A 26,940-nucleotide genomic window follows, 5' to 3' on the forward strand; every position below is an offset into this window, starting at 1 on the left:
TGTGAGAAAATGTACAGTTTGGATGTTAATTTTCTTAAAGATCGCCCAGCATACCAGCAAAAGCCTGAGAGAAAAGGAGGAATATCCCTAAACTTTCCTACTGGTAATATGACACCAGTGTATGTGGGAGTTGCAGTAGGTATAGGTCTTCCAGCTTTATTGGGAGTTAGTTGGTTCTTGTTGCAAGGGAAGATTGTTGAATTAGATGCTGAAATAGCAAAACTCGATCAGGAAAGCAAGAGATTAGATACTGAAATAGGAAATCTGAACAAAATCAAAGCCGAGACAAGTGCAGTTAAAGGGGAAACTCAAGCTTTAGTAACTGTATTTGACCAGATTCGACCTTGGTCAGCAATGCTGCAAGATTTGCGCGATCGCATCCCAACGGCAGTGCAAATCGAGACCATCAGACAAATCCCACCAATTGCGGTAGCTGAAGGGCTGCCTCCAAGCAATCCCTCGGGGGGATTAGAAATTACTGGATTTGCTCGTTCTTTTAACGATGTCAATGATTTCTTATTGAGTTTACAACAGTCTCGGTTCTTGAAGTCCACAGAAAGCAGAATTCTAACGGCAACGTTAGTAGATGCTCCCTCAATACCAGGTGCAGCTCAACCTCCTAGTGGTGTAACAATTAAGCCTCCACAAGTAGTTAAATACACTATTCAATCTGGTATGAGCGACGTTCCAGCTTCGGAATTAATCCGGGAGTTGGAAAAAAAAGGCACAGTGGGGTTAGTAACTCGAATTCGTAGTATGCAACAAACAGGAGTCATTCCAAAATGACGCTGAGTGATGATTTAAATTTTGCTGAACAAGGTGGGGAATTCGATCAGGCAACGCCAGCGTCCCCTGTGCTATTTGGTATTGCCTTCACGCCAAAAATCATTGGCATCTTGGTAGGGGTAATTGGTTTAGCGGGAGCAGGTTATATATTGTTAAACCTGCTGATGCCAGCTTGGGAAAGCTATCAGCAGCAGCAAGCAAAAAGCTCTGAACTGCAAGGGCAAATTGAGCAAAAAAAAGCCAATATAAAACAGATTGAAAAAGTTAAAGAGGAACTAGCACAGGCAAAACAGCAAAAAGTTCAGGTTTTAGGTTTATTTGCTAACGAGAAAACCTTAGACACATTGTTGTTAGATATGAACCGCTTAGTTGAGTCTGGCAATACTCCAACTTCTATTAATGCAGTCAGAGCCAAACTGAAGAAATTTGTGCCAGTTTCCCAAAAACCAGAACCGATTACTGATGGATCTCTAGGACTAAAGGTTGACGGCAAGCTGCAACGCAGCACTATCAATGCCGAAATTACAGGAACTTATGAGCAAACACAATCGATAATTCGTAACATTGAGCGATTACAGCCTTTGTTAATAATTAAAGATTATCAAGCAACTTTGGCTCCATTAGAATCAAGATCCCCATTAGACAAAACACCAGTACAGGTTGGGCCAGTAGCGATTAATACGTCATTCCAGTTACAGGTATTGATGCCACTTAGTCCTGAAGAAATAGCAGCTAAAGCTGCTGCCGCAGCTAAAGCTACCCCGAAAAAGTAGTTAGGAATGAGTAGTTAAGAGTTTTGAATTAGTAGTTATGAATTGTGAATTGTGAGTTAGGAGTTATCATTCCTAACTATTCATTCATAACTTCTTACTTTTAACGAACTACTCAAAATTGTTTGTAAACAAGGTTTTATTAGGTGAGGAATGAACTGTGAAACAGCTTCACGGTAATAGTTTTATATTAGGTACTGCCGCTTTTGTATTTTTGGCAGCTCAACCAGTTTGGGCACAAATTAGTCAAGTTACTAATGTCCAGTTAAATCCAGTTAATGGTGGAATTAATGTTGCTTTGAAAACTTCTTCAGGGTCGCGCCCCCAAGTTTTCACGACAAAAAGAGGTAAGGCTTTAGTTGCAGATATTATCAATACTCAATTACGATTACCACAAGGTAATAGTTTTCGTCAAGATAGCCCAGCACCAGGAATTGCATCTGTCGAAGTTAGCCAGCTTGATGCCAACAGCATTCGGGTAACGGTAACTGGTAGCAGCAACATACCTAGCAGTCAACCCGTGGTGCGATCGCAAAATGGAATTACACTCAGCTTTAGCCCATCGGCAGGCACTATAGCATCAGCACCAACGCCAACAGTGCCAACACCCACAGCACCGCCTGCTACAACTCCAGCCAAATCTGGTCAAAATTCAGGTGTTCTTGTTCCCAACCCAGAAGTCACCATTGACGGACAACCTGCACAAGCCGCAGGGCCTGGCCAACCTCTAAGCCAGGCTCCACCTTTTTTACCCAGAGCCGTTGCCCCCCCGGTAGGAGATATTGCTGTTTCCGCCACTGATGCTTCTCCTAGCACCATTGACTTAGGAACTCAGGAACGTGTACCCCGCTTAGTATTGCGAGATGCGCCAGTGCGTGAGGTTTTGTCACTGCTTGCTCGTGCTGCTAATTTGAACCTGGCTTATATCGGAGGTGAGCAAGCTGCTGGTGCTGCTAATGCAGCAGTTTCTCAAACAATCTCCCTAGATATAGAAAACGAACCAGTGCAAGATGTGTTTAACTACGTCTTGCGCTTGAGTGGTTTAGAAGCTAACCGCAGTAATCGCACAGTTTTTGTAGGGCCTAAACTACCTAATTCGACTCGTGACATGGTTATGCGTAACCTGCGACTTAATCAGGTCACGGTGGGAGTCGCCATCAACTTTTTAGTTGGCTTGGGGGCAGAAAGTGCCATCAGCCGAGAACGACAAGTTACCAGTGTTAGTGCTGTAGCTGTTGGGAATGCAGCTGCTCCCATCACACAAGCTCAGACAACTACAGAAACCAAGGTAGAAACTCAACGCGTTGATTTCAAAGACTCTAACCCATTACTGAGAGGTTTACAGGCATTAGGAGATGAACGCACTAATTCTTTAACCTTGATTGGACCTCCCAAGCTAGTTCAGATGGCAATGGCTCAACTAACTCAGCTTGATATCCGCCGTCGTCAAGTGGTAGTTAACGTCAAGATTATTGATGTTAATCTCAATAACACTCAGGACTACAACACTAGCTTTTCTTTTGGGATTGGCAACAACTACTTTTCAAATGATGGCGGTGCAGCAAGTCTAAATTTTGGCGGTTCAAGACCAGCTACTAGTTCTGAAGTAGCAAACAGTGTGACTAGTACACCTACTATTACGAATCCAATCACAGGCTCGCCTTTACTTAACCAAAATGGTACGTTCACGGTGCCAAATGGAGGTTCTGGCTTGAGAGTTATACAAGATGGCCAAGTTGTACAAGAAATTCCAGGTGATGCGACCTTTCTCCAACCTATTTCTCCCGCAAATGGCAATCCAACGACCCCTGGCCTTTCAGATTTCACTCCAGGAACACCAGACACGGTAACGATTACTACTGATCCCGTAACTGGAAGACAAACTAGTACCTATGCACCAGGCACTCGTGCAACATCTACATTTAGTTTGCCTTCTCTATACCAATTTCCTAAACGTCTTCTCAGTAGTTTGCAAGCTCAAGTGACAAATGGCAATGCCAAGATTTTGACTGACCCAACCTTAATTGTGCAAGAAGGTCAGCAGGCTCTTGTCAATCTGACTCAGGAAGTGGTCGGAAATATAACCATCGAAACAACAGATAATGCTGGTGGTTCTAGGACGGAAAGAAAAATTGATAAACAAAAAGTTGGCTTAACTTTAAGTGTGAAAATTGACCGGATTGACGATAATGGATTTGTTTCTCTATCGGTTGCTCCTACAGTCAGCGCTCCTACAGCCTCACAAAATACAGGAAATGGACAAATTGTTTTAGTCTCTGAGCGTTCCCTTACTTCTGGCTTAATTCGCTTACGAGATGGTCAGACACTAATTCTCTCAGGGATTATTCAAGACCAAGACCGGACAAGTATTTCCAAGATTCCCATCTTGGGCGATCTTCCACTGATTGGTGCGCTGTTTAGAAGTACAAATAGATCCAACCAGCGCAATGAGGTGATTGTATTACTCACACCTCAAATTATGGATGACTCTGAAAACTCCTCTTATGGTTATAACTACAATCCCAGCCCAGAAGTTCGGCAAATCCTTGAACGTCGAGGGTTGAAGCTTCCCGGTAGGCAATAAAGATAAAAAGCAGGTAAGTTACATTTGGCAAATGCTCAGATCCCCGACTTCTTAAAGAAGTCGGGGATCTTCTTGCGTAATGGACGCACTAGAACAAATTGTCCCAGCGATCGCTAACAAATGTTAAGAAAGATGTAACTAATGAATAGCCTTGTAGGGGAGACGCTTTAATTTTTCCCCCTTCCCTACTAAAAAAGCTGGCTAGGGGGTTAAATTTCGTGTTGGATTTTTCAGATGATATGAAAAGTAAGCAAAATACCCGACTTTTTAGAGAAATCGGGAACATGAGTCTTTGATTTCCATAAAAATTGGTTAATCTCAGCAATAACTCTTCAACATCGGTAATTAATCCCAACAAATCCTCACCATCTCCCACCTCCTCACTCCCCTGTTTTCTTGGCGATTGCGGGATTTACTAGGTATTTTTTCCTACTTTTGGGGTGGTTTTTAGTGAAACAACTACCCTAAAACTACAAAAAATCCTGAAATCTATATAAATTAATGGTTTCATCTATCCACATCAGGCTACAACGCTTTAGAATGATTCATTGAAAAGTCGAGCCGATGGGATGTACAGCCGTTTTGAGTAAACATACTCCCAAAGGATGATTTTTGTATTCCCGCTAACAAAGATTTCAGTACAGGTGTACCAGGGTGCATCCGTAAAGAATCTCAAGTAAACCTTCAGGAGTTTGACATGAACAAAGGTGAATTAGTTGATGCCGTAGCTGAAAAAGCTAGTGTTACCAAAAAACAAGCGGATGCAGTCTTAACTGCCGCTTTGGAAACGATTATTGAAGCGGTTTCCTCTGGTGATAAGGTGACATTGGTGGGATTTGGCTCATTTGAATCACGCGAACGTAAAGCCCGCGAAGGTCGCAACCCGAAAACAAATGAGAAAATGGAAATTCCCGCAACGAGAGTTCCTGCTTTCTCCGCAGGCAAACTGTTTAGAGAAAAGGTAGCACCCCCAAAAGCATAGGTTCTGTCTTCGGGAACCCTTTTTTAATGCGGCAACCTGCACACGGGGGGAATTTAGCCTGGGCAGCAGCACTGGCTGGCTGTCCCCCTGATGCTATTCTGGATTTTTCTGCTAGCATCAGCCCGTTGGGGCCTCCAAACAGCGCGATCGCTGCTATACTGTCCCAACTTGGTAATCTTAAGCACTATCCAGATCCAAACTATAGTGAACTGAGACTAGCTCTCAGTCACTTCCATCAACTGCCTCCTGAGTGGATTCTGCCGGGTAACGGCTCCGCAGAATTACTCACTTTAATAGGTAGGGAATTGGCTCAATTAGCCGCGACAACTTTAATCACTCCAGCCTTTGGTGACTATTACCGAACCTTGGCAGCGTATAACGCTAATGTGCTGGAGTGTCCTTTGTCATTAATCACTGGTCATTGGTCATTATTCATTGACAAAGGACAAAGGACAAAGGACAAAGGATTATTGCTGAATAATCCCCACAACCCAACCGGAAAGATATTTTCACGGGACTCTATTTTGCCCTACCTGGAGCAATTTGCTTTGGTTGTGGTGGATGAAGCATTTATGGATTTTGTGCCGCCTAATGAGGAACAAAGCCTAATTCCGGTGGTGCAGGAATATCCGAATTTAGTAATATTGCGATCGCTAACCAAATTTTACAGTCTCCCAGGATTGCGATTAGGATATGCGATCGCACACCCCGACTGCCTAGCTAAATGGCAGCTATGGCGTGACCCTTGGCCCGTAAACACCCTAGCGGCGGCAGCGGCAATTGCAGCCCTCCAGGATACAGAGTTTCAGCAGCAAACCTGGGCATGGCTACCACCTGCACGAAACCAACTCTTTCAGGGTTTGGCTGAAATACCGGGATTGCAACCCCAAGCAAGTGCTGCTAACTTTTTACTGGTTGAGTCTCAAGAGTCGACTTCGCAGTTACAGCACCAATTACTCAAGTATCACCAGATTTTAATCCGTGATTGCCTTAGTTTTAAAGAATTAGGCGATCGCTTTTTCCGGGTTGCTGTACGTGAAGAGTCCGATAACCAACGCTTACTAACAGCGCTGAGTGGGAAGTAGGGGAGGCAGGGTGACAAGGGGACATGGGGACTTGGGGACAAGGGGACAAGAGGTGAGAACTTGAAACAAGTCTTTCTCCTTGTCCCCAAGTCCTCTTCCCAATTCCCAATTCCCCATGCCCAATGACAAATGACAAATGACAAATGACAATTGACTACGATGTTGTAATTATTGGCGGCAGTCTTGCTGGATACTACGCTGCTCTTGCTGCAACCCAACTACGTGCTACGGTTGCCTTGGTGGAACCTAAAGTAGACTATGGGTTTACTCATCACCATGCTCTTACCGAAATCGGTAAACTGGCGCAGAAGTTGAATGATGCCGCTAGTTTTGGTATTCATGCCACAAAGACTAATATTTCAGAAGAATGCCACATATCTATGGCATGGCAAGAAGCGATGCTGTATGCTCAATGCGTCGCCGCAAATCTCAAAGAACAGCATTCTCCCGCCGTCCTAGCCGCGCTGGGGGTAGATGTGATTGTTGGCAGTGGTCAATTTCAATCTTCGCCCCAACTGGCTTTTGCCGTTAACAATCGCCTATTACACGCCCGTACTTATTTGCTAGCGAGTGGTTCGCGTCCAGAAATTCCAGAGATTGAGGGATTGCAAGGTACTGGCTATCTAACCCTTTCTAATATTTGGCAATCTTTACAGGGAGAGACATTACCCAAAAATTGGGTAATTATCGGTGGAACTCCTCAAAGCATTGAAATTGCTCAAACTTTAGCGCGATTTGGTTGCAGTGTGACGCTAGTAGTCAAGCATCCTTATGTTCTCTCCCATATTGACCATGAAATAGCCATATTGCTTCAGGCACAGTTGGAAGTCGAAGGTGTGCGCGTCCTCACCGATAAACCAGTAACTCAGGTGAGGCTAATTGAGGATAAAAAGTGGATTCAAGCAGGAGATAAAGCCATTGAAACTGATGAAATTTTAGTGGCGACTGGACAACAGCCGAATATTGAATCCCTAAATTTGGCAACGGTAAGCGTGAAATGGCATCAGCGTAGTTTAGTGGTAAATGATAAACTACAAACCACTAACCACCGCATTTACGCTTGTGGTGATGTAATTGGTGGTTACGACTTTGCCAATATCGCTAATTATGAAGCAAAAATTGCCCTAAAAAATGCACTCTTTTTCCCCAGATTACGAGTAAATTATCGCTCCATTCCTTGGGCAATGTTTTCTGTGCCGATGGTGGCGCAAGTGGGTTTGACAGAGGCACAGGCAAAACGTCTATTTAGTCGAGATGAAGTTTTAGTTTTGCGTCAATATTTTAAAACAGTGGCAGCAGCGCAACTTCGGGACGAAACCACTGGTATGTGTAAATTAATTGTGCTACGCAATGGCGAAATTGTGGGAGCTTCGATATTAGGGGCAGAAGCTGGAGAATTGATTAATTTGATTGCCTTAGCAATGTCCCAAAAAATTAAAGTTAAAGATTTAGCAAATCTATCTCCTGTCTATCCCAGTTTCTCAGAAATTCTGGAACAAGCTGCAAGAGAATGGAGTAAGCAGAAGTTAAATAGCGATATTGCTTGGCAAGAGTTTTTAGAAGGTTTCTTCCATTTCCGCCGCAATTGGAATTTATGAGTGTAAAGTGGCGCTGTCAAGGTGAGTTTTGTATTCATTACTAGCTCTGAACTCGGAAGTTGAGCCTCTGAACTCGGAAGTCGAGCCTTTGAACTCGGAAGTCGAGCCTTTGAACTCGGAAGTCGAGCCTTTGAACTCGGAAGTCGAGCCTCTGAACTCGGAAGTCGAGCCTCTGAACACGGAAGTTGCACCTCTGAACTCGGAAGTTGCACCTCTGAACTCGGAAGTTGCACCTCTGAACTCGGAAGTTGAGCCTCTGAACTCGGAAGTTGCACCTTTGAACACGGAAGTTGCACCTTTGAACACGGAAGTTGCACCTTTGAACTCGGAATTTTGAAAATTTTAAGAGAACAGGTAAAGATTTTGTTTTATTACCCACACTACGCCAGCCGTGACTAAAGGCACACTGAGGTTATCTGTGCCGTGGGGTGAGACTGCCTCTACTAGGGTGGCGAAAGTAGCAGCTACCACCGCTGTCAACAATGCTAACCCTAAAGTTAAAGGCGTTCCTAGAGGACTTAGTGATGAACCAGGTAGCAGCAACAGCACCAAGAAAATCACTACCGTACTCGCCACAAACATTGCTGCCGAACCTTCCCAGGAACGCACTGAATTTCCTACTTGGTATTTATGCTGCCCGAAGCGTCTACCGATTAATGCTGCTAGTGCATCACCCCAGGTCATCGCCATTATCCCAGCAACAGCGATCGCAACGCTATCTACTGGCCCGTCTGGTCGCCACAGTAGTCCGAAAAGCAATGTCACTGAGATAGCGAAATAAACTGTACCAGGTGAGCTATCCTGAGTATCCATTGCCCCAATGAATCGGTAGCGGTAGAACAGGTAGTTGAGTCCTATAAAGGTGGCAAAAGGTATGATTCCGATTTCCCAGCGATTAAACAATAGCAGGACACCGAAAACCCACATCCCTGCACCAATATGGATCACTTTGCGGGTCAAATCCGGCTTTACATCAAACAGCCTACGCAGTCCCTCGCCAATCACAAGTAGACTAATCGCGTAAATATAGGAAATTGCTAGCCCGATAAGGTCATTTGTCATTGGTCATTTGTCATTTGTCATTTGTCATTGGTCATTGGGCATTGGCCATTGGGAAGAGGACTTGGGGACAAGGAGAAAGACTTGTTTCAAGTTCTCACCTCTTGTCCCCTTGTCCCCTTGTCTCCCTCATCTCCCCCTGCTCCCTGCTCCCCTGCCCCCTTCCTTCTTCACTTAGTGCGATCGCTATTTCGTCTCAGATTCTTTTCTAGTAACGAAACGCTACCAATACCTTGAAGAATACCACGACCGATTAAACCTAAACCACGACCAATTATTTGGGTAAGGATGAAGACTATACCGCTACCTAAAAAAGATAATAGTGATTTTAAACGCGGTGCGATCGCATCACTAAATTCTAAAAGTAAAGTCACTATTAAAGGAATATTAGAAAGTTTTGCTAACTCCTGATTCCGAGGAGCATAAACTGAAGTTTTGGCAATACCACGAGGGGCAATAACAAATAGATCGTAGCGACTTTCAAAAACCGCTTTTGGCTCATCTATATAATTAATTAGACGATACTTCCACGATAAATCATTTCTAAAACGTTCAATTTCTCTGGTGGAAATAAATTCCCTGCAATATAAATTTTGCTTCATGATTTCCACATCTGCTAACGAATTTAACAGTGGTTGTACTACTCCATTCGCTACCTGAATCAATAAGTTCTCTAAAATCATTAATGATTGGGACTTCGCTTCAGTACCTAATACAGGATATGACGTATTATCAATTCTCAATTCTGTTTGAAAGATTAAATAAGAATATAACTCAAAAACTAGCGGAATTTTGTTGAGAATATCTCTTTGCACAACTTCTATATTTTGCAGTAATAAATTAACAATTTCTATATTTCGATTCCCTATTTTAATTCGAGAAAATTTCCCAAAAAAATTTGTAATTGCTACTTCCCATAAATCACGCAACAAGATATTTTTTACCTCATATAATTGATTCACGTCGAGTTGAGAAGCACGCAGTTCATCCAACTGTTCAGTCAATTTTTGTAGAATCAGATAAAGCAATTCCCGCTTTTTATCTTCACGAAAGATGTCAATTTCTAAAGGGACATCTGTGACATTTCTTAAAGGAAATTGAAGTTTGGTAATGCAAGATGCAAACAAGTTAAATTGTACTGTTCCTAGACTAAGTAAAGGTAAAACAGTTTGCCGTGGCTGAATGGCACTACTCAATGAAGGGGTAAAAGGTGGCCCATCAGCAACCGGAATATCTTCCTCTTGCCTTTCTTGTGATGAAACTAACAACCGATTTAGCAACCAACGAGCCGCTAGAAGTTCTCGCCTCTGTCCAGCTAAAACTGCCCGATCTAATACTGCTAATCCAGGAACTTGTAATTGTGCTGTGACTGCGGCTAGGGTAACGTCAATGTAAGCAATTCCTGACAAACGTAAATTATTTCGCTGTCTATAAAAAGGGAGTGGGGAGTTGGGAGAGATGCGATTAATCGCATCTCTATTAGGGAGTGAGGAGTTAGGAGTTGCGATCGCTTCCGTGTTTCGAAACCAATATTCACCACCATCTGCAACTTCTTGCATAGCAGCGACTAACTCAGGAAGTAGTGTACCCTTGGGGCAGTAGCCATTTACACCAATAGATTTCGCCGCTAATAGCAGTCCTTGTTCTTGCACAGAACTAAGAAGCAGAATTGGCAGGTTGGGATATAAGGCTTTGAGTTGCCGACAGAATTGTAAACCTAGCTGCTGGCTGGTGATGGAGCGACCATTACCGAATTCTAAAACGACCAAATTCACCTGCTTAGGGTCTTCTTGGGCAATTTCTGCTAAAATCTGCAAGGCAGTGGTATCAGTTTCTACTACTCCTGTTACTTCCAGGTTCGGAATTGCTTCCAAAGCTACCCGTAATCCCAAACGAAAAATTGGGTCTTGGTCGAATAACAATAATTTTAAAGGGCGATCGCTCATAGTCTACTCAATTACACAAGCACTGTTTTTTACCAATCAGAAAACAGCTTTGATACAAAACTTTGTCTCCACCTATTGTTACCTGTTTTCGCAAACTGAATAAATCGATCATAATTGCCATGAGCAGCTGTCACTGTGTAATTAAATGAACTTGAGTATTCGGAACTGGTTAGCAGAACGCTATATCGCAATCAATCAAATCAGAGGATTTTCGGCGGGGCAATTGGCAGGTATTGCCTACCGGATTGTTCAGGATATGGAAGTCAAAAGCCTCATGCCTTTTGATATCTGTACCTTGGTAGAGGTTTTAGAACTGCCTTTAGGGATTGTTTGGGAAGAAATCAGTCTGATTTCGCAGTTAACACAAAACCTGTTGCGTAGCCTCAGCCAGAAAAAACCGTTAAAACGTAACGAGGGCACATGGCTAGCGTTCCAAATTGCCTATCTTCAAGCTTTGCAAGCAATTCTAGAGCAGGAAGCAAGCCTAAAAAGACCGTGGTTAGATCGGGCAAGTATACCAATCCAAGCACAAGTACTTAAAGAAGACGTTGGTAAACTCATCCTCCAAGATTCGCAATTGCAAGGATTGCTGAAAACTCTCAGCCCAGGTAAATTAACTGATACACAAGCGGAACAAGCACTGTCTCTGATTGCAGATTCTTTACTGGTGCAACAAATAAATCATGCTGTCATCGCTTGGTTTGTTGCCAATGGTGCAGAAGAATATGAAGCTAAACTCTTAACACAGCGTTTAGTTCACTCACTTCCTGGTGACATACTCGTAGTGGTTACTGAAAATGCTGCCCCTTTAGCCCAACTGCAAAAGTTTTTCCGTTTGGGAATTTCATTAGCCCCCAGTTTTATCGCTCCAGAAGCTGGTGCTACAGTTGGTGAGAAAATTGACTTGCACCGAGAACATTACCGTGCAAGTTTGATTAAAAACCTCAGTATGCCTTTACTTATAGAATCCTTTACCCTCAAGGATATCTATGTGCCACAAAAAGGCTTACCAATAGAGGAAAGTATTTCTGATGTGGATAAAAAAGCTGTTAAGTCAGTTGATTTAAAAACATGGGCGCAGCAACAGCTAGCTGATTTAGAAACGATCGCTGTCATTGAGTCGGAACCTGGTTTTGGAAAAACCAGTTTTTGCCAACTTTGGGCAGCAGAGATAGCGCAAGAAGTTTACCCTATTTGGATGCCTATAGTAATTAGGTTAAGGGATGTAAAATATGGCAAAACTTTAATCGAAACTCTAAATTCTGCTTTTGATGTTAATCTTTCAACCTGGTTAGAGCAAGAAAATATTCCTTGTCTGTTGCTGCTGGATGGTTTGGATGAACTGCCCCCTTCTGCTTATGGTGTAAGGGCAAAAGCAATTTTTGTTCAGCAACTACTGAACTTCCAATCTCAACATAGACACAAAATTGTGTTAACGAGCCGCTCAACAACATTACAGGAAATCGCCCCAGAGATCCCCCTATCATTGAAGCGAATTATCATTCAACCGTTGGATGTGGACGAATTCAAACAATGGTTTCAGCAGTGGGCAAAAGTACAATCGTTGGCGATCGCTCAAAATTTCTTTACATTCTTAAAACAGTCAGGCTTATTTGCCAGCCAATCAAGGTTTTCAGAATTATCTACCCTTGTTCGTCAACCCCTAATGTTGCATTTATTGGGGATTTTACACCGTGAAGGACTGCTAAATGATGAAGTATTACAACTAGCTGTTAATACCCCAAAGTCTTCTGTGGTATGGGAAATTTATCATCGCTTAAGTCGATGGTTGTTGGGTTATCCGCTAACTGGTGGGATTAAAACGATGCTGCTGCGCTCAGGATCGGCTCATATCCACCGGACTCCAGAAGCGATCGCTAATTTACTTACTAATCGTCATCCCCAAGATTTACTCGATCAGATGCAAGCGATCGCTCTGAAAATTTTACACTCACAACGTCATCAAATTAATTTGGCTGGTGAATTTAACAATTTACCAGGATTTTATTTTAAAATTCGGGACTTAGAAAGCTCAGAAAAAACTAGTTTAATTGAGTTTTCGCATATTAAGTTAGGAGAATTTCTTTGTGCTAAGGCTGTGACTGCTGAGTTGAAATTATTAACTCAGTGCCAAAATGAGGCTTATGGTTCCCTCACTTTTGTAGTAGATTCTCCCAGTAGCGTTGCCCAGCATATTTATAATTTACTAGGTTATGGAATATTGAGCCAGGAAATTGAAGAACTGGCGATCGCAATTTTACGCCGCGAACAAAAGCACAAGTTTTCTTTTGAAGTTTTATTTCAACGTCTTTTGTCTTTCTGGCGTGCTTACTGTCAAGGCTATTGGTTAGATGAAGGGATAGCCCATAAAGCTTGGACTCATTTCCACACACTACAAAACCCCGTGAATGTTGAGCAAGTCAATGCTGCTGTGGGATTGAATGTATTTTTATTGCTTTGTGCTTGTTACCGAGAAACCAAAATCCCTTTTTGGCCTTGTGGGAATCCGCTCAATTTAGCAGAATTCAATCCAGAGGCTTTAAGTGCGCTAATTGCTAGAACAAGCGTTCTCCACAAAAGTGCCTTTGCAACCCGAATCAAGTCTCTGGCTGGACTCAATTTATCGGGAGCCTCTTTGTTGCAAGTAATGTTAACTGGGATAAATCTTGAGCAGACAAACTTATCCAATACGGAGTTAATTGGGACTAATTTGGCTGGAGCCAATTTGCAACAGGCTAATCTCACAGGCGCAAACCTTCAACAAGCTAACCTTACAGACGTAAACCTCGAACAGGCAAACCTGACAGGTGCAAATCTTCAACAAGCTAACCTTACAGGAGCAAATCTTAATTCAGCCGATCTCACCAAAGCCTGCTTCTTTGATGCCATCCTTACTGAGGCTGGTAAAAAATTAGCTGCTGATAATGGTGCCTTTTTCTCTAAAGAGTCGTTTCAAAGACTGAAAAATTTGCGATCGCAACAACCCTTCTTAAACACTATCCAAGTTACGCCAAACACAGATAAAAATTGGAATAAACCCCCTCTGAGCGGGTTAATTGAAAGCTCCGAAGGCACAATTTTACCCGTAGGTTTCTACGATGATGATGTCGATGATGAAACAGTTTTTGGCAATAACTCTATTGAGGAATAGGAAATAGGGAATAGGGAATAGGGAATAGGCATTGGTTATTTCTCCCTTGCTCCCTCTGCTCCCCCTGCCTCCCCTGCTTCCCCTGCTCCCTACCCTTCTTCAGGATTACGGTAGCCAATAAAGTTAATACTGTAGTCAGTAATTCGCACTCCTGTTTCTTCTTCAATTTTGCGGAGCAAATCTTCTGGTAGTTCCACATGAACATCAAGAATTTGATTTGTATCGACACAGTTAATATGACTGTGAGAGTCACTTATATTGCCATACAAACGGCCATCACAGCGCTCAATACATTCAATAATGCCTTGACTGGATAATGCTTCTAAATTTTGATAAACAGAGGTATGGCCGATCTCTTTACCTTCTTGGTTCAAGCGATCGTAAATCTCTCTAGCAGAAAGATGTTCATTTGCTTGCCAAAGTAATTCCAAAATAAAGCGACGCTGACGACTGACGCGCATACCCAGGATTTGACACCTATCTAGCGCATCTTCTAGAGAACGAATTGGTTTTGTTGAAATTGTTTGTTTTTGCATATTACAGCTTGTTAACTGTTAAGGGAATTTTCCCACTTCAATTTTTATTGTTTATTTAATATATGCAATAATATTGCACACCATTGTTCTACCTGTACTTGTGTTTTGGCTTGTGATGCTTCGGAAGTAACAGGTGGCGATAAATAACGATCTATTTTTTGCTTGCTGATGGCTACTTTGTCAGACCTTAATCTAAAACAAACTCATTACAACTTTAACTTAAAATTGCTGGAAATGTCCACTTTGGGGCAGGTGTTGCCTAGAGGCAATAGGCAAGAGGCAATAGGAAAGAAGGCTTTTTGAGTTGTACAGAGTTTATTCAAAAATCAAATATGAGTCCTATATGTAAACGATGTAGTAATTTTTTAGTTAGATACGGGTATTTTTCGCAGTTATGAAAGTAATATTTAACTGTAGAAATATCCCATATACGTGAGAAGTGTAGGTGTAGCCCGCACTTCTCTACGAGACGTTGCGCGAACGACAAAGCTCAGTGACCGCCGCAGGTATCGCTAGCGGATGATATCAAAGCTAGCAACTAGACAGATATTTTTTATAAACAGCAAAAACTAATTAAAAGTATCAAATAAACTTGAGAAGGTCAGATTTATTTCTAAACCTTGTATAGGTTGACCAAAATTATTAGCAAAAAAGTATTAGTAAATACCAATTAATTTCTCAAAGTCAATGTAGCGTCAATCCCTGAAAGCTGCTACTGTAGATTGTCGATCCTAAAGTTGAGCAAAAAGAAAGTGGCTGCTGAGTCAAAGACAATTGCGATCGCACTCAATAATGACTTCATTAACAATCTGGATCTGTCACCTGCCTCAACGGTGATTGAACAAATGCTGCAAGATGGGGCTGCATCCCATGAACAGCAACTACGCTTTGATATCAATTACGATCTCGAACCTGGCGATCCACGGGAACTCTCAGAAATTCCAGAAATACGGCTGTGGTTTGTGCGCCTAGATGCCAAATACCCCTGGTTAGCATTTTTACTAGATTGGAAAGCTGGAGAATTTGCTCGTTATGCCGCCATGCTAGTACCACACCAGTTCAGTTCCCAAGATGGCATTCAGTACAATCCTGAAGCCTTAGAAATATTTTTGATGCACAAAATTTTTGTTTTAGGTGATTGGCTCAAACAGCAGGATATCCCCAGCCTCTCGCGGTTAAAGTCTATGGCTCAAATGCTGGGTTATGAATTAGATGATGCTTTTTTTGAGATATTTTAATAAGAATTCAGGAGTCAGGAGCCAGAATTCAGAACAGGGTTAAGCGACTGGTGGATAGCGTAGCGTCTCATAGAGAACGTCTTGATTCTGAATTCTGACTTCTGAATTCTGAATTCTTCTTTAAATACTGAAATAACCGCAAAATCTAGCTGTCACAACCAGGTTTTGCGGTCATTCAACAAACGCATGACTACATTAGATATCCAATAGACTAATTGCAGAAATTGGGACAAACTGCTGGTTTAGCCACCCCAGATTTTCTCTAAAACTGCGTTTGGTGAAACATCCGCTGTTTTTCCCGTGGGGGATGCAATGGCCAGGAATTTATCGTTTTTCGGCAACAATTTAGCTGGATCGGTGGGCCCAAATAGGGCGATGGTATAGGTTTGGACTGCAACACTCAGTTGTAGTGCCGGACTATCAGTAGACAACATCAAATTTGCCCCGGCGATCATAGCAGTTAACTTGCCAATATCATCTGGGGCAGTCACTTTGATATCTGGAGAAGACCCCAGAAGCGATCGCACAAACTGTTCATCGCCAATTCCCTTAACAACCACCACAGGCAGTTCAGGCTGCTTGTCTTGGAAACCTTGAATAATTTGATGCCAACTTTCGACAGGGTAGATTTTATCCAGTTCTTTAGCCTGGGATAACTGGCCAGAACTGCCATGAATCAAGATATAGCCTGTTTCATGCACCCCTAAGCGTTTCTGTTCTTTTTGTGCCCACTCAATATCTGGTTTGGGCACATTTACTGCTAACTCTGGGACAGGACTATTTATTTCCAATGGTTGCAGCAAATCGTGATATGCTGCCGCCGCATACTGGGATGCTTTAAATGGCACAGTGTGGGTCAGAAAAACCGAACCATTGCCTTTGTAGCCAATACGTATGGGAATTCCCGTCAACCAGAGCAAAAGACTAAGCAACCAAATTTGCTTAACAACAATCACAACATCGTATTCGCGATCGCGAATTGTCCCCACCAAGTTACCCCAATCTGCCAGACTATTACGGTCGTTAAAATCAAAGTTCAGCACCTCGTGAACTGACTTGCTCACTCGGTAGGCAGCCTTTGACCGGGGTTCAACAACGACATCTATTTGAGCGTCAGGGTAATTGCGCTTCAGGTCATCTAGAGTCGGAAAGAAGAGAATTTGGTCGCCAATTCCGCCAGGTACAAGGGCTACTACTCGCATAATATTTATTGACGCTTAACTCGCTCCCTATTTTAGGGGAAAATATATAGCTTAAAGATTGAGGAATTCTGTGTATTTACTAATTCCAGCTGCGGGAATCGGAAAAAGAATGGGTAGTAACCGCAATAAACTCCTGCTGAAAGTGCGATCGCAACCAATTATTGCTTGGACTCTATTAGCCGCAGAAGCCGCCAATACAATCAGTTGGATCGGGATTATTTCTCAACCTACTGATTGGCCAGACTTCAGAGCAATTATCGCCGATCTCAAGCTCACTAAACCAGTGGAATTTATTCAAGGCGGCTCCACGCGTCAAGAATCTGTTTACAACGGCTTGCAGGCTTTGCCACTAGCCGCAGAACAAGTGTTGATTCACGATGGCGCTAGATGTCTCGCCACACCAGATTTATTTAACTCTTGTGCCCAAGCCATTCGCCACTGTCCCGGTTTAATTGCTGGTGTACCCGTCAAAGACACCATCAAAGTTGTTGATGAACAAGGCATAATTCAAGAAACACCCGACAGACAAAAATTGTGGGCGGCACAAACTCCCCAAGGATTTGATGTCAAGTTGTTGAAACAGTGCCACGCTGAGGGAGTCCGTCAAGGTTGGGAAGTAACTGACGATGCCGCTTTATTTGAAAAGTGCGGCATCGAAGTCCGAATTGTCGAGGGAGAAGAGACAAATTTAAAAGTGACGACTCCACAAGATTTAGCGATCGCAGAATTTATTCTTACAACTAGAGGCTTTTGAGGAATTGGGAATGGGGAATGGGGGGAATAAAAAATGAACTAACGTCCAATGCCCAATGCCAAATTTGAGGGCTAACAATATTTTGACAATTTACGATATAATGCCACACACTTGTTGATTATTAGTTGTCATGTACTAATGACCAATGACTAATGACTAATGACCAATGACAAATGACTAAATGATTACAGCCACAGCGACGAAGATAGAAGCAATTCTCTATTTAAAGGGTAAACCCTTGTCGCTCGGCGAAATCGCCGAGTATGCAGCGTGCGATCGCGCCACTGTCAAAGAAGGCATAATTGAACTCATGGACAATTATGCCCACCGAGATAGCGCCCTAGAGGTAATAGAAACCCCTGATGGTTACAGTTTGCAACTACGGTCTGATTTTCAGGATTTAGTGCAAACGATGATACCAGTAGAATTGGGTGTAGGTGCATTGCGGACTTTAGCTGCGATCGCCCTCAATAGTCCTATACTCCAGAGCGACTTAATTAACTTGCGCGGTTCAGGAGTATATCAACACGTTCCCGAACTCGTAGAACTTGGTTTTATCCGCAAACGCCGAGACAGCGATTCTCGCTCCTACTCACTCCAAGTAACCCCAAAATTTCATCAGTATTTTCAAATCGAACAACTCCCACAAATACTTTCCAACAACCAAAAGGAAGAACAACTAGAACTAGAACTAGAACTAGAACTAGAACTAAAGGGAGTAGGGAGTGGGGAATAGGGAATGGGGAATGGGGAAGATGAGGGAGACAAGGAGGACAAGGGGGAGTTATTGAAATAAGTCTCTTCCTTGTCTCTTCTTCATGCCAATTCCCAATACCCAATCCCTACTCCCCAATCCCCAATCCCCAATCCCCAATCCCCAATCCCCAATCCCCAATCCCAATGACTTATACCCGTGGTGAATGCGCTAGCCTTGTACTATGGTTTAGAGTAGAGTTAGCAATTAAGCTAAATAAAACTGCCAATGGTGTTTAATCCTGACTTTTTAAATGACAACTCCGAGGAACACCCCAATCAACTTCTTTCCGACCACGCTGAGGAATACCCCAATCAGTTACTCAAATATCTACAACATCAGTCTCCTGATGTTCTAGCGAGGATTGCTCAATCCGCCAGCCCTGAAATTAAACAAATCATCTCGCAAAATGTCCAAGGGCTAGTGGGAATGCTCCCGGCAGAAAATTTCAACGTGCAAATTACAACAGATCGGGATAACTTAGCTGGGCTTCTAGCGTCGGCCATGATGACGGGGTATTTTCTGCGCCAGATGGAACAAAGAATGCAGTTAGAGCATTTGTCTAATGGTCAATAGTCAATAGTCAAACATTCTGGGACTATTGACTACTTCCTTTCAGGATAAGCTCCTGATTGTACTTTGAAGGTTTGAATTTTCCCGCTACGATTGACCTCGATAGCTATTATGTCCCCAACTTTGCTGGACTCTACCAGCTTTTGAACTTGGGCCGAGGTTTTGACTGGTTTACCATTAACTTTTTGAATCACGTCTCCAGGAAGCAATCCTCCGCGCTTGGCTGGGGAATCGCCTGTAACTCCTTTAATCACAATCCCAACATCCTGCTGAATGTTCAGTTGATTTTCTTGATTAATCTGCTGTTTTTTGATGGGAGAAAGGTCTGCCATTTCAACACCCAAAAAGGGATGTTCTACACGCCCTTTGGTAAAAAGTTCATTGGCAATGCGGGCGGCGGTTTCAATGGGGATCGCAAAACCGAGTCCTTGAGCATCAGCGCGGATGGCAGTATTAACACCAATCACTTCGCCTTGAGCGTTTAATAAGGGACCACCGGAATTACCAGGGTTAATTGCGGCATCAGTTTGGATAAAGCTGACTCGCTTATCTGGTACACCAACTTGAGTGCTGGTGCGATCGGTAGCGCTGATAATGCCGATAGTGACAGTATTATCTAAACCCAGAGGGTTGCCAATTGCGATCGCCCACTGTCCTGGTATTAAGTTTTGTGAATTGCCCAGTTTTACAGTTGGTAAATGATTCGCTTTTATTTTCACCACTGCCACATCTGTCACAGAATCAACTCCTACCACCTTCCCCTCTAAACTTCGACCATCCTTGAGGGTGACTTGTACTGTGTCTGTATCTGCTACTACATGAGCGTTAGTGAGTAATTCCCCATCCTCGCTCAAAATAAATCCCGATCCTGTACCGCGCTCAATCCGTTCTTCAGGCATTGGTTGCTCATCCTCTCCAAAAAATCGCCGTAAGAGTGGATTTTTTAAGGCATCAGAGATGGGATTAGCAACTTTGCGAGTGGCATTAATTCGCACTACAGCCGGGCCAACTTTTTGCACTGCCGTCGCAATAAAATTCACATTATCGCCTCCAGTAGCCCCAATTACTCCGCTAGGAGAATTTGGCACTACAGATTCTGGAGGCGAAGCCATTGTTACATTTCTTAACTGTTGGAATGAGGAATTTTGTAGCAGGAGATAGCGACTGCCAAACAAACCTGCACCACAGCCAAATACCACTAAGAACAAATAAACACCTAGTTGCTTTAAAGATAACTTCATAACAATTCTGCTTAAGGACAACAATGCAGTTGCTAATTTCTAAGTGTAGTCAAGCTAACGGCAAGTGGACAGATCAATTTACGAGGAATTAAGTATTGGGCATTGGGAATTGGGAAGAGGACTTGGGGACAAGGAGAATTGGGGACAAGGGGAAAGACTTGTTTCAAGTTCTCGCCCCTTGTCCCCTTGTCCCCTTGTCCCAGTTCCCCCCTGCCCCCCGATCTCCCCACTTCCCACACTCTCCATCTAAAATTTAAAGTTAATGCGCTCTTGATCTATATACATGACTTTACCCTTTCGTCAACTGTTTCTCTGTAGCCTAGTTAGCGCCTTGGGCCTAGTAAGCATACTGCCAAACTTGAACAGTGCTAACGCTGCTGTAGGTGGTTGCCCGATTCCAGCCCTATCTCGCTTCCAACGCCATAAAGTTGTTCGTGGCGAAACTTTGGAGAGCATAGCGCAGCGCTACAATCTCATACCTACAACTATTATTGGCATGAATCCAGCTTTGCAGAATGGCGCGGTCGCAACCGTTGGTAGTGTGCTTCAAATTCCTCCCTACAATGGGATTGTAGTAGAAGTACCTCGCGGTCAAACTTGGCGACAAGTGGCAGCACAATACAAAGTTCGTGCTGATAGCCTTTTTGAGGTGAATGGCTGCCAACAAGACCCCAGAATCGTGTTTGTTCCGGGGGTAAATTGGTCGCCTAATGGTGTTGTAACTAAGTCCCCTTTACCTACTGATGCAGGTACACCAAACCGTGCATCCCTGTCTGGATATCCCTTGGCACAAGTTGCAAATGTAGGATTAGCTTATGGATGGCAAATTAATCCGGCGACAGGTGAAGTTTTCTTCCACAGTGGTGTTGACTTATTAGCACCAGTTGGGAGTAATGTGTTAGCGATCGCTCCTGGAACCGTAGCCTTTGCTAATGACCAAGGTTCTTATGGCAAGTTAGTCATCATTAACCACAGTGGCGGACTTCAAAGCCGCTACGCCCAGCTTGACAGTATTAAGGTTACTGTTGGTCAGCAAGTAAAAAAAGGAGACTTACTAGGAACAGTAGGCACTAGTGGAAAACCAACTTCCACTCAACCGCATCTCCATTTTGAAGTACGTTCTACCTCATCTTTGGGTTGGGTAGCACAAGATCCAAAGGGTTATTTGAAGAAATGAGGAAGCGGGGAGGCAGGGGAAGCAGAGGGAGCAAGGGGGAAATAACCAATTCCCAATTCCCAATTCCCAATTCCAAATGCCCAATTCCCAATGCCCAATGCCCTATACCCTATGCCCAATTCCCAAATTCGCTAGATTTTATGATGTGCATTCCTGCCTCTGCAAACCTTGCAAATGCTGCATCTGCCTGTTCTGTGTAGTCCACAATATTTGGAACAACAACGGGGGAAGTGCAATCTTCTAAGAGATAGATTTTTTGAGCAAGGGTAGCATCTACCTCTTTAATTTCTGTTAATAAATCGTCAATTGTCCAGGCGACACAATGACTTTTAGCTTGACCACCAATAATAACAGTATCAAATTCTAAAAGTTGCTTAATCAAACGGGTGTTTTTTTGACCAAGTGGACGTTGTTCAAAATCTTCCAACACCTCTGGACGTAAGATCGAATAGTTTTCTGTTAAAGGATTCTCACCCTTGATTTCAAATTGTGTTTGGCTTTGACGAGCAATGCTGTGGAAAAATATTGCTTCCTCCACCGATGAAACTAAAGCATGACCAATACCGCCCAACATAGAATGATAAGGCCAAATTGTGAGGGGATATTTACCATCTTGACTGAGTTTTCTAACGTAATGATAAGTGTGTTTTTCTAATAATTCATAATCCCCATTAGTAATACTATCAGCAACCGTTGGGTTAACCTTCCAGATCCCTTGTTCGATATCTGCTAAAGTGATGTTAGTCGCTGCTGGAGTAGGATGTTCTCCGGCGGCATTCACCCAAAAGATGGGATGGAAGATTTGCGTTGCTGTATGGGTATCTAGAGTAGGTATAATTTTTGTAATTACTCCCAAGTTGCGATAGATAAACTCACACAACCTGACGTTATCATTCACCGCTTCATTCCCCGATTGTCCACCTACAAATAGTTCAAAGTTGGGGATGCAAAAAGTATTTTGAACATCAATTAACAATAAGCAAATACGATTTTTGTCTGAAGATGCTGGTTTGATACCATGTTGTTTTATCCAAGTTTCAGCTGTTGCAGCAATTTGTTGGTAAGGTACACGCCAGACCTCTCCTACTTTATTGGGGTTAAAGTGTGGGGGAATTGGTAGTTCGGTTGTTGTTTGGGTGTTCATAATTTCAGCTTTTCGATTTTATATTATGATTTACCGACATTCATCGAATTCTTCTTTGAGCAAAGCACGATTTCGGGTGTCATAGGTTGAATAGTAATACTCTACTCAACCCTAACCTCCAATTATTGATACAGCAAATAAATAAAAATATTCTTAGTTCCAGAACAAGATGATAAGTAAGTGGGCGTAAATAATTGTCGTTGTGATAAGGCAATAGGCAACAGGCAATATATATGAGAGTTTTAGCCTAGTTCGTTTTTCTTTACATAGTTTAATTTTATTGTGCCAACTTATTTAAGTAGGGATGATACTTATGACATAAATCTTCTGATAGAGAGACGAGAACAAGATGAAATTGTATTCTGTTAACAATGTTATTTTGAGGTAAATATTTATAAAGTAAAAATGATTTTTACTAAGAATTTAAGCCAGAAGAATTACTGAATATTATTACTCAACAAAAGCAGAATGGAGTAAAAAGATGAAGTTTCGCCTAAGACGGCGTAGATTGGGCCAATTGATGCTCGTCAGTACAGTAGCGGCTACGATCAGTAATTTTGCAGAGAAAACTGTGGGACAAACTCCGATAAAAAGAACTACCCCCATGCTGAAAAGTTCGATATCTGAAACTATGAAGGTAACATTACAGGTGAACGGAACAAGACATAGTTTGCAAATTGAACCGCGTGTTACCTTACTTGATGCACTTCGTGAATACATAGGGCTAACTGGCAGTAAAAAAGGTTGTGACCACGGTCAATGCGGCGCTTGTACGGTGCTGGTTGATGGACAGCGAATTAACTCCTGCCTGACTTTTGCCATCATGCACACAGGTGCTGCCATTACAACTATTGAAGGTCTGGCGCAAGGAGACAATCTGCACCCGATGCAAGCCGCATTTGTTGCCCGCGACGCATTTCAGTGCGGTTATTGCACACCGGGACAAATTTGTTCGGCGGTGAGTTTAGTCAACGAAGGACACGCTAAGTCAGATGACGACATTCGGGAATTGATGAGTGGCAATATCTGCCGTTGCGGTGCTTATCAAAATATCGTGGCTGCTGTCCGCGATGTCTTAGAAGGAAAAAAAGATGCAGCCGTTTAACTATCAAAAAGCGCGACAAGCGGAAAATGCCGTGGCTTTGGTGGCTCCAGATGCCGAAGCCTCGTATCTTGCTGGTGGTACTAGCCTAATCGATTTGATGAAGTTGAATGTGCAAACGCCAAGAGAGTTGGTTGATATTAACCCACTCCCACTAAGCAAGATAGAAATGCAGAGTAACAATCTACGGATTGGAGCAATGGCACGCAATAGCGACGTTGCTTATGATGCAATAATTCAACAGCGTTACCCTGTGCTGTCAGAAGCGTTGTTGTCTGGGGCATCACCGCAACTGCGAAACATGGCAACAGTGGGCGGAAATTTGCTACAACGTACCCGTTGCTACTACTTCCGCGACACTTCAATGCCCTGTAACAAGCGCGTTCCCGGTTCCGGCTGTGCGGCAATTGAAGGTTACAACCGGATTCACGCAATTCTCGGCGGTAGCGATCGCTGTATTGCCACTCATCCTTCTGATATGGCGGTGGCAATGGTGGCACTGGATGCGGTTGTGCAAACACGGGGGCCGAATGGAGAGCGGAGTATTCCACTTGTAGATTTTCACCTTGTCCCTGGCGAGACACCAGAACGGGAAACAGTCCTCCAACACGGAGAGTTGATTGTTGCTGTTGACTTACCTGCTTCACCATTTGCAGCCCGATCGCACTATTTAAAAGTTCGCGATCGCGCTTCTTATGCTTTTGCAATGGTATCAGTGGCGGCGGTGCTAGATATTCAAAATGGCATTATTCGCTCGGCACGCATTGCCCTTGGTGGGGTAGGGACAAAACCCTGGCGTGCCTACGATGCAGAAAAAGCCCTTGTGAATCAGCCAGCAAATCAGGCAGCATTTCAAGCAGCAGCAAATGCTGCCGTTGCTGGAGCTAAACCTCAAAAATACAACGGGTTTAAGGTCGAACTGACTAAACGCACCATCGTTAAGGCGCTGACAACAGTAGGAGGGATGGCATGAATGCAGGGGATAATATAGTTGTCGGCAAACCACTCAATCGAGTTGATGGCCATCTAAAGGTGACGGGTGAGGCACGCTATGCGGCAGAGTTTCCAGTTGCAAAAATGACTTATGGAGTCACAATTCAAAGTGCGATCGCTAAAGGTAAGATTGCCCAAATTGATACAAAGGCGGCGGAGCAAGTACCGGGTGTATTAGCAGTTATTACCCACCTCAACGCGCCCACAGCTTCTGGAGAAAAGGGCGGCGGTCATAAGGTGCAAGTGTTACAAGATAACACTGTGCTGTATAGCGGTCAGCATATTGGTGTCGTCGTTGCCGATACCTTTGAACGAGCGATGTATGCTGCCTCACTCGTACAAGTTCGCTATGACGAAGAGAAACCTGCCATCAATATGCGGGAGAATCTCGCTAAGGCATACTTTCCTAAAGGTAAAATCCCTAGAGAGGAATCGCCCGATTCATCTCACGGCAATGTCAAACAGGGACTAGCGAATGCTGCTGTGCGCGTCGAGCAGACTTATACCACTCCAGTGGAAAATCACAATCCGATGGAGCCTCATGCGACAACAGCAGTTTGGCAAGGCGATGAACTGCTGCTGTATGACGCAACTCAGGGAATTTTTTCGACTCAACAAAAAGTTGCGGAGGTATTAGGAATTAAGCCTGAGAAAGTCCGCATTATGTCTTACTTTGTGGGCGGTGGCTTTGGTTGCAAAGGGTCGGCTTGGTCGCACGTACCACTAGCAGCGATCGCAGCACGACAGGTAAATCGCCCAGTCAAATTAGTTCTGGGACGGATACAAATGTATGGCCCTGTCGGCTTCCGGCCAGAAACAATTCAACAGGTTTCTTTGGGTGCTACCCGCGACGGAAAATTAACTGCACTCCGACACACTGGCACTTCACAGACTTCAACTTTTGATGAATTCATTGAACCTGTTGGTAAAAGCGCTCGGATGATTTACGCTTGCCCGAATATCGAAACTAGCCATCGTCTGGTTCAGCTAGATCAGGGAACACCAACCTATATGCGGGCCCCAGGTGAAGCTTCTGGATCGTTCGCCTTAGAGTCGGCAATGGACGAACTCGCTTATGCACTCAATATCGATCCGGTAGAACTGCGGTTGCGTAACCATGCTGATGTCGATCCTACTAAAGGACTGCCTTGGTCAAGCAAGTCACTCATCCAGTGTTACAAGACAGGAGCAGAAAAATTTGGCTGGCAAAAGCGTAATCCTAAACCCCGTTCGATGCGAGACGGCAATTATTTGATTGGTTGGGGTATGGCAACAGCAACTTATCCGACCAATCGTTCTCCGGCATCTGCGATCGCTCAGATTATGGCAGACGGTACAGCCTTAGTGCAAAGCGGTTCTCAAGATATTGGTACGGGTACTTATACTGTCATGACTCAAGTTGCAGCTGATGCGCTTGGTGTACAAGTTGAGAAAGTTCGCTTTGAACTAGGCGATACTAAGATGCCAGAAACTCCCATTTCCGGTGGTTCGCAAACAGCAGCGAGTGTAAGTTCGGCTGTACATTTAGCGGGCAATCAAGCTCGTAGTAAACTTTTGCAACTAGCACTTGCCGATCAAAAATCGCCGCTTTATAGTTCAAACGCTGAAGATGTGATTGCCCAAAATGGTAGCTTTTTCTTAAAGAATAAATCGTCTGTAAGCGAAACATATCAAGCAATCTTGGCACGACATGGAATGAAAATGATCGAAGCGCGTGCAGATGCCAAGCTTGGGGACGAACAAAAGAAGTTCTCAATGCACGCATTTGGATCGCAATTTGCCGAAGTCCGCGTTAACCCTGATTCCGGCGAAGTGCGAGTAACGCGCTGGGTGGGAAGTTTTGGTGTTGGACGCATCCTCAACGCCAAAACAGCCAACAGTCAACTCGTCGGTGGGATTGTCTACGGTATCGGGATGGCACTGATGGAACATACGGTTATAGACCCGAATCTAGGACGCGTTGTCAACCATGATTTAGCTGAATATCACGTACCAGTAAATGCAGACGTTCCTGATATTGAGGTGTTGTTTGTCGATGAACACGATCCACATATCAACCCGCTTGGTGTCAAGGGGATTGGGGAAATTGGCATTACCGGTGTTGCTGCGGCGATCGCTAATGCTGTTTATCATGCCACAGGTAAGCGCGTTCGTGATTTGCCAATTACATTAGATAAATTGTTGTAGTCATTTGTCATTTGTCATTTGTCATTGGGAATTGGGCATGAAGAACAGACAAGGAAGAGACTTATTCAATAATTCTCC

The 26,940-nt window shown here is 43.6% G+C and carries 23 protein-coding genes; 16 read left to right on the plus strand and 7 right to left on the minus strand.

Annotation, left to right across the window (positions count from 1 at the left end):
* The first annotated feature begins 9 nt into the window (after positions 1–9).
* The 3 genes from ACFFRD_RS13610 to ACFFRD_RS13620 all read left to right on the plus strand — a co-directional run bounded on the left by ACFFRD_RS13610 (position 10) and on the right by ACFFRD_RS13620 (position 4,140).
* Positions 10–786, plus strand: a complete 777-nt coding sequence (locus tag ACFFRD_RS13610; RefSeq protein ID WP_392481951.1) for a PilN domain-containing protein — start codon at positions 10–12, stop codon at positions 784–786.
* A complete protein-coding gene (locus ACFFRD_RS13615) occupies positions 783–1,559 on the plus strand; it encodes a pilus assembly protein PilO (RefSeq protein WP_114085262.1) in 777 nt (258 codons plus the stop codon). The genes ACFFRD_RS13610 and ACFFRD_RS13615 overlap by 4 nt, the downstream gene beginning before the upstream one ends.
* Positions 1,560–1,716: 157 nt before the next feature.
* Positions 1,717–4,140 carry an AMIN domain-containing protein gene (locus ACFFRD_RS13620; protein WP_392481952.1) on the plus strand — a complete coding sequence of 808 codons (2,424 nt, stop codon included), beginning with the start codon at positions 1,717–1,719 and terminating at the stop codon, positions 4,138–4,140.
* An 88-nt stretch (positions 4,141–4,228) separates the two neighbouring features.
* Here ACFFRD_RS13620 and ACFFRD_RS13625 read toward each other — a convergent pair whose 3' ends face one another.
* Entirely contained in the window at positions 4,229–4,516 is a 288-nt protein-coding gene (locus ACFFRD_RS13625; RefSeq protein ID WP_114085260.1) for a hypothetical protein, read from the minus strand.
* 321 nt (positions 4,517–4,837) lie between these two features.
* On the opposite strand from ACFFRD_RS13625, the gene ACFFRD_RS13630 reads away from it, so the two are divergent.
* The 4 genes from ACFFRD_RS13630 (at position 4,838) to ACFFRD_RS13645 (ending at position 8,142) form a co-directional block, all read left to right on the plus strand.
* The gene (locus ACFFRD_RS13630) at positions 4,838–5,122 is read left to right on the plus strand and encodes an HU family DNA-binding protein (protein WP_010998076.1); all 285 of its coding nucleotides are present in this window, start codon (positions 4,838–4,840) and stop codon (positions 5,120–5,122) included.
* A gap of 26 nt (positions 5,123–5,148) precedes the next feature.
* Positions 5,149–6,207, plus strand: coding sequence for a threonine-phosphate decarboxylase CobD (gene cobD / locus ACFFRD_RS13635; protein ID WP_392481953.1), 1,059 nt, complete (start codon positions 5,149–5,151; stop codon positions 6,205–6,207).
* A 143-nt stretch (positions 6,208–6,350) separates the two neighbouring features.
* Complete coding sequence (locus ACFFRD_RS13640) at positions 6,351–7,805, plus strand: dihydrolipoyl dehydrogenase family protein (RefSeq protein WP_392481954.1); 1,455 nt, start codon at positions 6,351–6,353, stop codon at positions 7,803–7,805.
* Positions 7,806–7,833: 28 nt separating this feature from the next.
* Positions 7,834–8,142 (plus strand): hypothetical protein, encoded by a 309-nt coding sequence (locus tag ACFFRD_RS13645; protein ID WP_392481955.1) that lies wholly within the window; start codon positions 7,834–7,836, stop codon positions 8,140–8,142.
* Positions 8,143–8,147: 5 nt separating this feature from the next.
* On the opposite strand, the gene ACFFRD_RS13650 is transcribed toward ACFFRD_RS13645, so the two are convergent.
* Both ACFFRD_RS13650 and ACFFRD_RS13655 read right to left on the minus strand, forming a co-directional pair.
* Positions 8,148–8,867 carry a diacylglycerol/polyprenol kinase family protein gene (locus tag ACFFRD_RS13650; protein ID WP_392481956.1) on the minus strand — a complete coding sequence of 240 codons (720 nt, stop codon included), beginning with the start codon at positions 8,865–8,867 and terminating at the stop codon, positions 8,148–8,150.
* Between the two features lie 167 nt (positions 8,868–9,034).
* Entirely contained in the window at positions 9,035–10,810 is a 1,776-nt protein-coding gene (locus ACFFRD_RS13655) for a DUF3685 domain-containing protein (protein WP_392481957.1), read from the minus strand.
* 145 nt (positions 10,811–10,955) lie between these two features.
* Between ACFFRD_RS13655 and ACFFRD_RS13660 the strand changes: the two genes are divergently transcribed.
* Positions 10,956–13,961 (plus strand): pentapeptide repeat-containing protein, encoded by a 3,006-nt coding sequence (locus ACFFRD_RS13660; RefSeq protein WP_392481958.1) that lies wholly within the window; start codon positions 10,956–10,958, stop codon positions 13,959–13,961.
* 89 nt (positions 13,962–14,050) lie between these two features.
* Here ACFFRD_RS13660 and ACFFRD_RS13665 read toward each other — a convergent pair whose 3' ends face one another.
* Entirely contained in the window at positions 14,051–14,497 is a 447-nt protein-coding gene (locus ACFFRD_RS13665; RefSeq protein ID WP_392481959.1) for a Fur family transcriptional regulator, read from the minus strand.
* Between the two features lie 752 nt (positions 14,498–15,249).
* On the opposite strand from ACFFRD_RS13665, the gene ACFFRD_RS13670 reads away from it, so the two are divergent.
* Positions 15,250–15,735 (plus strand): CRR6 family NdhI maturation factor, encoded by a 486-nt coding sequence (locus ACFFRD_RS13670; protein ID WP_114082542.1) that lies wholly within the window; start codon positions 15,250–15,252, stop codon positions 15,733–15,735.
* 242 nt (positions 15,736–15,977) lie between these two features.
* Here the strand turns inward: ACFFRD_RS13670 and ACFFRD_RS13675 are convergent, their stop codons facing one another.
* Entirely contained in the window at positions 15,978–16,937 is a 960-nt protein-coding gene (locus tag ACFFRD_RS13675) for a glycosyltransferase family 9 protein (protein WP_114082543.1), read from the minus strand.
* Between the two features lie 70 nt (positions 16,938–17,007).
* Between ACFFRD_RS13675 and ispD the strand changes: the two genes are divergently transcribed.
* The 3 genes from ispD to ACFFRD_RS13690 all read left to right on the plus strand — a co-directional run bounded on the left by ispD (position 17,008) and on the right by ACFFRD_RS13690 (position 19,021).
* The gene (gene ispD / locus ACFFRD_RS13680) at positions 17,008–17,691 is read left to right on the plus strand and encodes a 2-C-methyl-D-erythritol 4-phosphate cytidylyltransferase (protein ID WP_392481960.1); all 684 of its coding nucleotides are present in this window, start codon (positions 17,008–17,010) and stop codon (positions 17,689–17,691) included.
* Between the two features lie 181 nt (positions 17,692–17,872).
* A complete protein-coding gene (gene scpB / locus ACFFRD_RS13685) occupies positions 17,873–18,427 on the plus strand; it encodes an SMC-Scp complex subunit ScpB (RefSeq protein ID WP_392481961.1) in 555 nt (184 codons plus the stop codon).
* Positions 18,428–18,673: 246 nt separating this feature from the next.
* The gene (locus tag ACFFRD_RS13690; protein ID WP_012411319.1) at positions 18,674–19,021 is read left to right on the plus strand and encodes a DUF760 domain-containing protein; all 348 of its coding nucleotides are present in this window, start codon (positions 18,674–18,676) and stop codon (positions 19,019–19,021) included.
* A gap of 29 nt (positions 19,022–19,050) precedes the next feature.
* On the opposite strand, the gene ACFFRD_RS13695 is transcribed toward ACFFRD_RS13690, so the two are convergent.
* Positions 19,051–20,259 (minus strand): HhoA/HhoB/HtrA family serine endopeptidase, encoded by a 1,209-nt coding sequence (locus ACFFRD_RS13695; RefSeq protein WP_392481962.1) that lies wholly within the window; start codon positions 20,257–20,259, stop codon positions 19,051–19,053.
* 283 nt (positions 20,260–20,542) lie between these two features.
* Between ACFFRD_RS13695 and ACFFRD_RS13700 the strand changes: the two genes are divergently transcribed.
* A complete protein-coding gene (locus ACFFRD_RS13700) occupies positions 20,543–21,436 on the plus strand; it encodes a LysM peptidoglycan-binding domain-containing M23 family metallopeptidase (protein WP_392481964.1) in 894 nt (297 codons plus the stop codon).
* Between the two features lie 109 nt (positions 21,437–21,545).
* Here the strand turns inward: ACFFRD_RS13700 and ACFFRD_RS13705 are convergent, their stop codons facing one another.
* Positions 21,546–22,580: an isochorismatase gene (locus ACFFRD_RS13705; protein ID WP_392481965.1), complete on the minus strand. Its 1,035-nt coding sequence runs from the start codon at positions 22,578–22,580 to the stop codon at positions 21,546–21,548.
* A 481-nt stretch (positions 22,581–23,061) separates the two neighbouring features.
* Between ACFFRD_RS13705 and ACFFRD_RS13710 the strand changes: the two genes are divergently transcribed.
* From ACFFRD_RS13710 to ACFFRD_RS13720, 3 genes are read left to right on the plus strand one after another with little or no spacing between them, the layout of a single operon-like run.
* Positions 23,062–23,685, plus strand: coding sequence for a (2Fe-2S)-binding protein (locus ACFFRD_RS13710; RefSeq protein WP_392481966.1), 624 nt, complete (start codon positions 23,062–23,064; stop codon positions 23,683–23,685).
* Positions 23,672–24,655 carry an FAD binding domain-containing protein gene (locus ACFFRD_RS13715; protein ID WP_392481967.1) on the plus strand — a complete coding sequence of 328 codons (984 nt, stop codon included), beginning with the start codon at positions 23,672–23,674 and terminating at the stop codon, positions 24,653–24,655. The genes ACFFRD_RS13710 and ACFFRD_RS13715 overlap by 14 nt, the downstream gene beginning before the upstream one ends.
* Positions 24,652–26,862 (plus strand): xanthine dehydrogenase family protein molybdopterin-binding subunit, encoded by a 2,211-nt coding sequence (locus ACFFRD_RS13720; RefSeq protein ID WP_392481968.1) that lies wholly within the window; start codon positions 24,652–24,654, stop codon positions 26,860–26,862. The genes ACFFRD_RS13715 and ACFFRD_RS13720 overlap by 4 nt, the downstream gene beginning before the upstream one ends.
* Positions 26,863–26,940 lie beyond the last annotated feature (78 nt).

It is taken from the genome of Nostoc sp. C110, assembly GCF_043099725.1.
Taxonomy (GTDB): Bacteria; Cyanobacteriota; Cyanobacteriia; order Cyanobacteriales; family Nostocaceae; genus Nostoc; species Nostoc muscorum_A.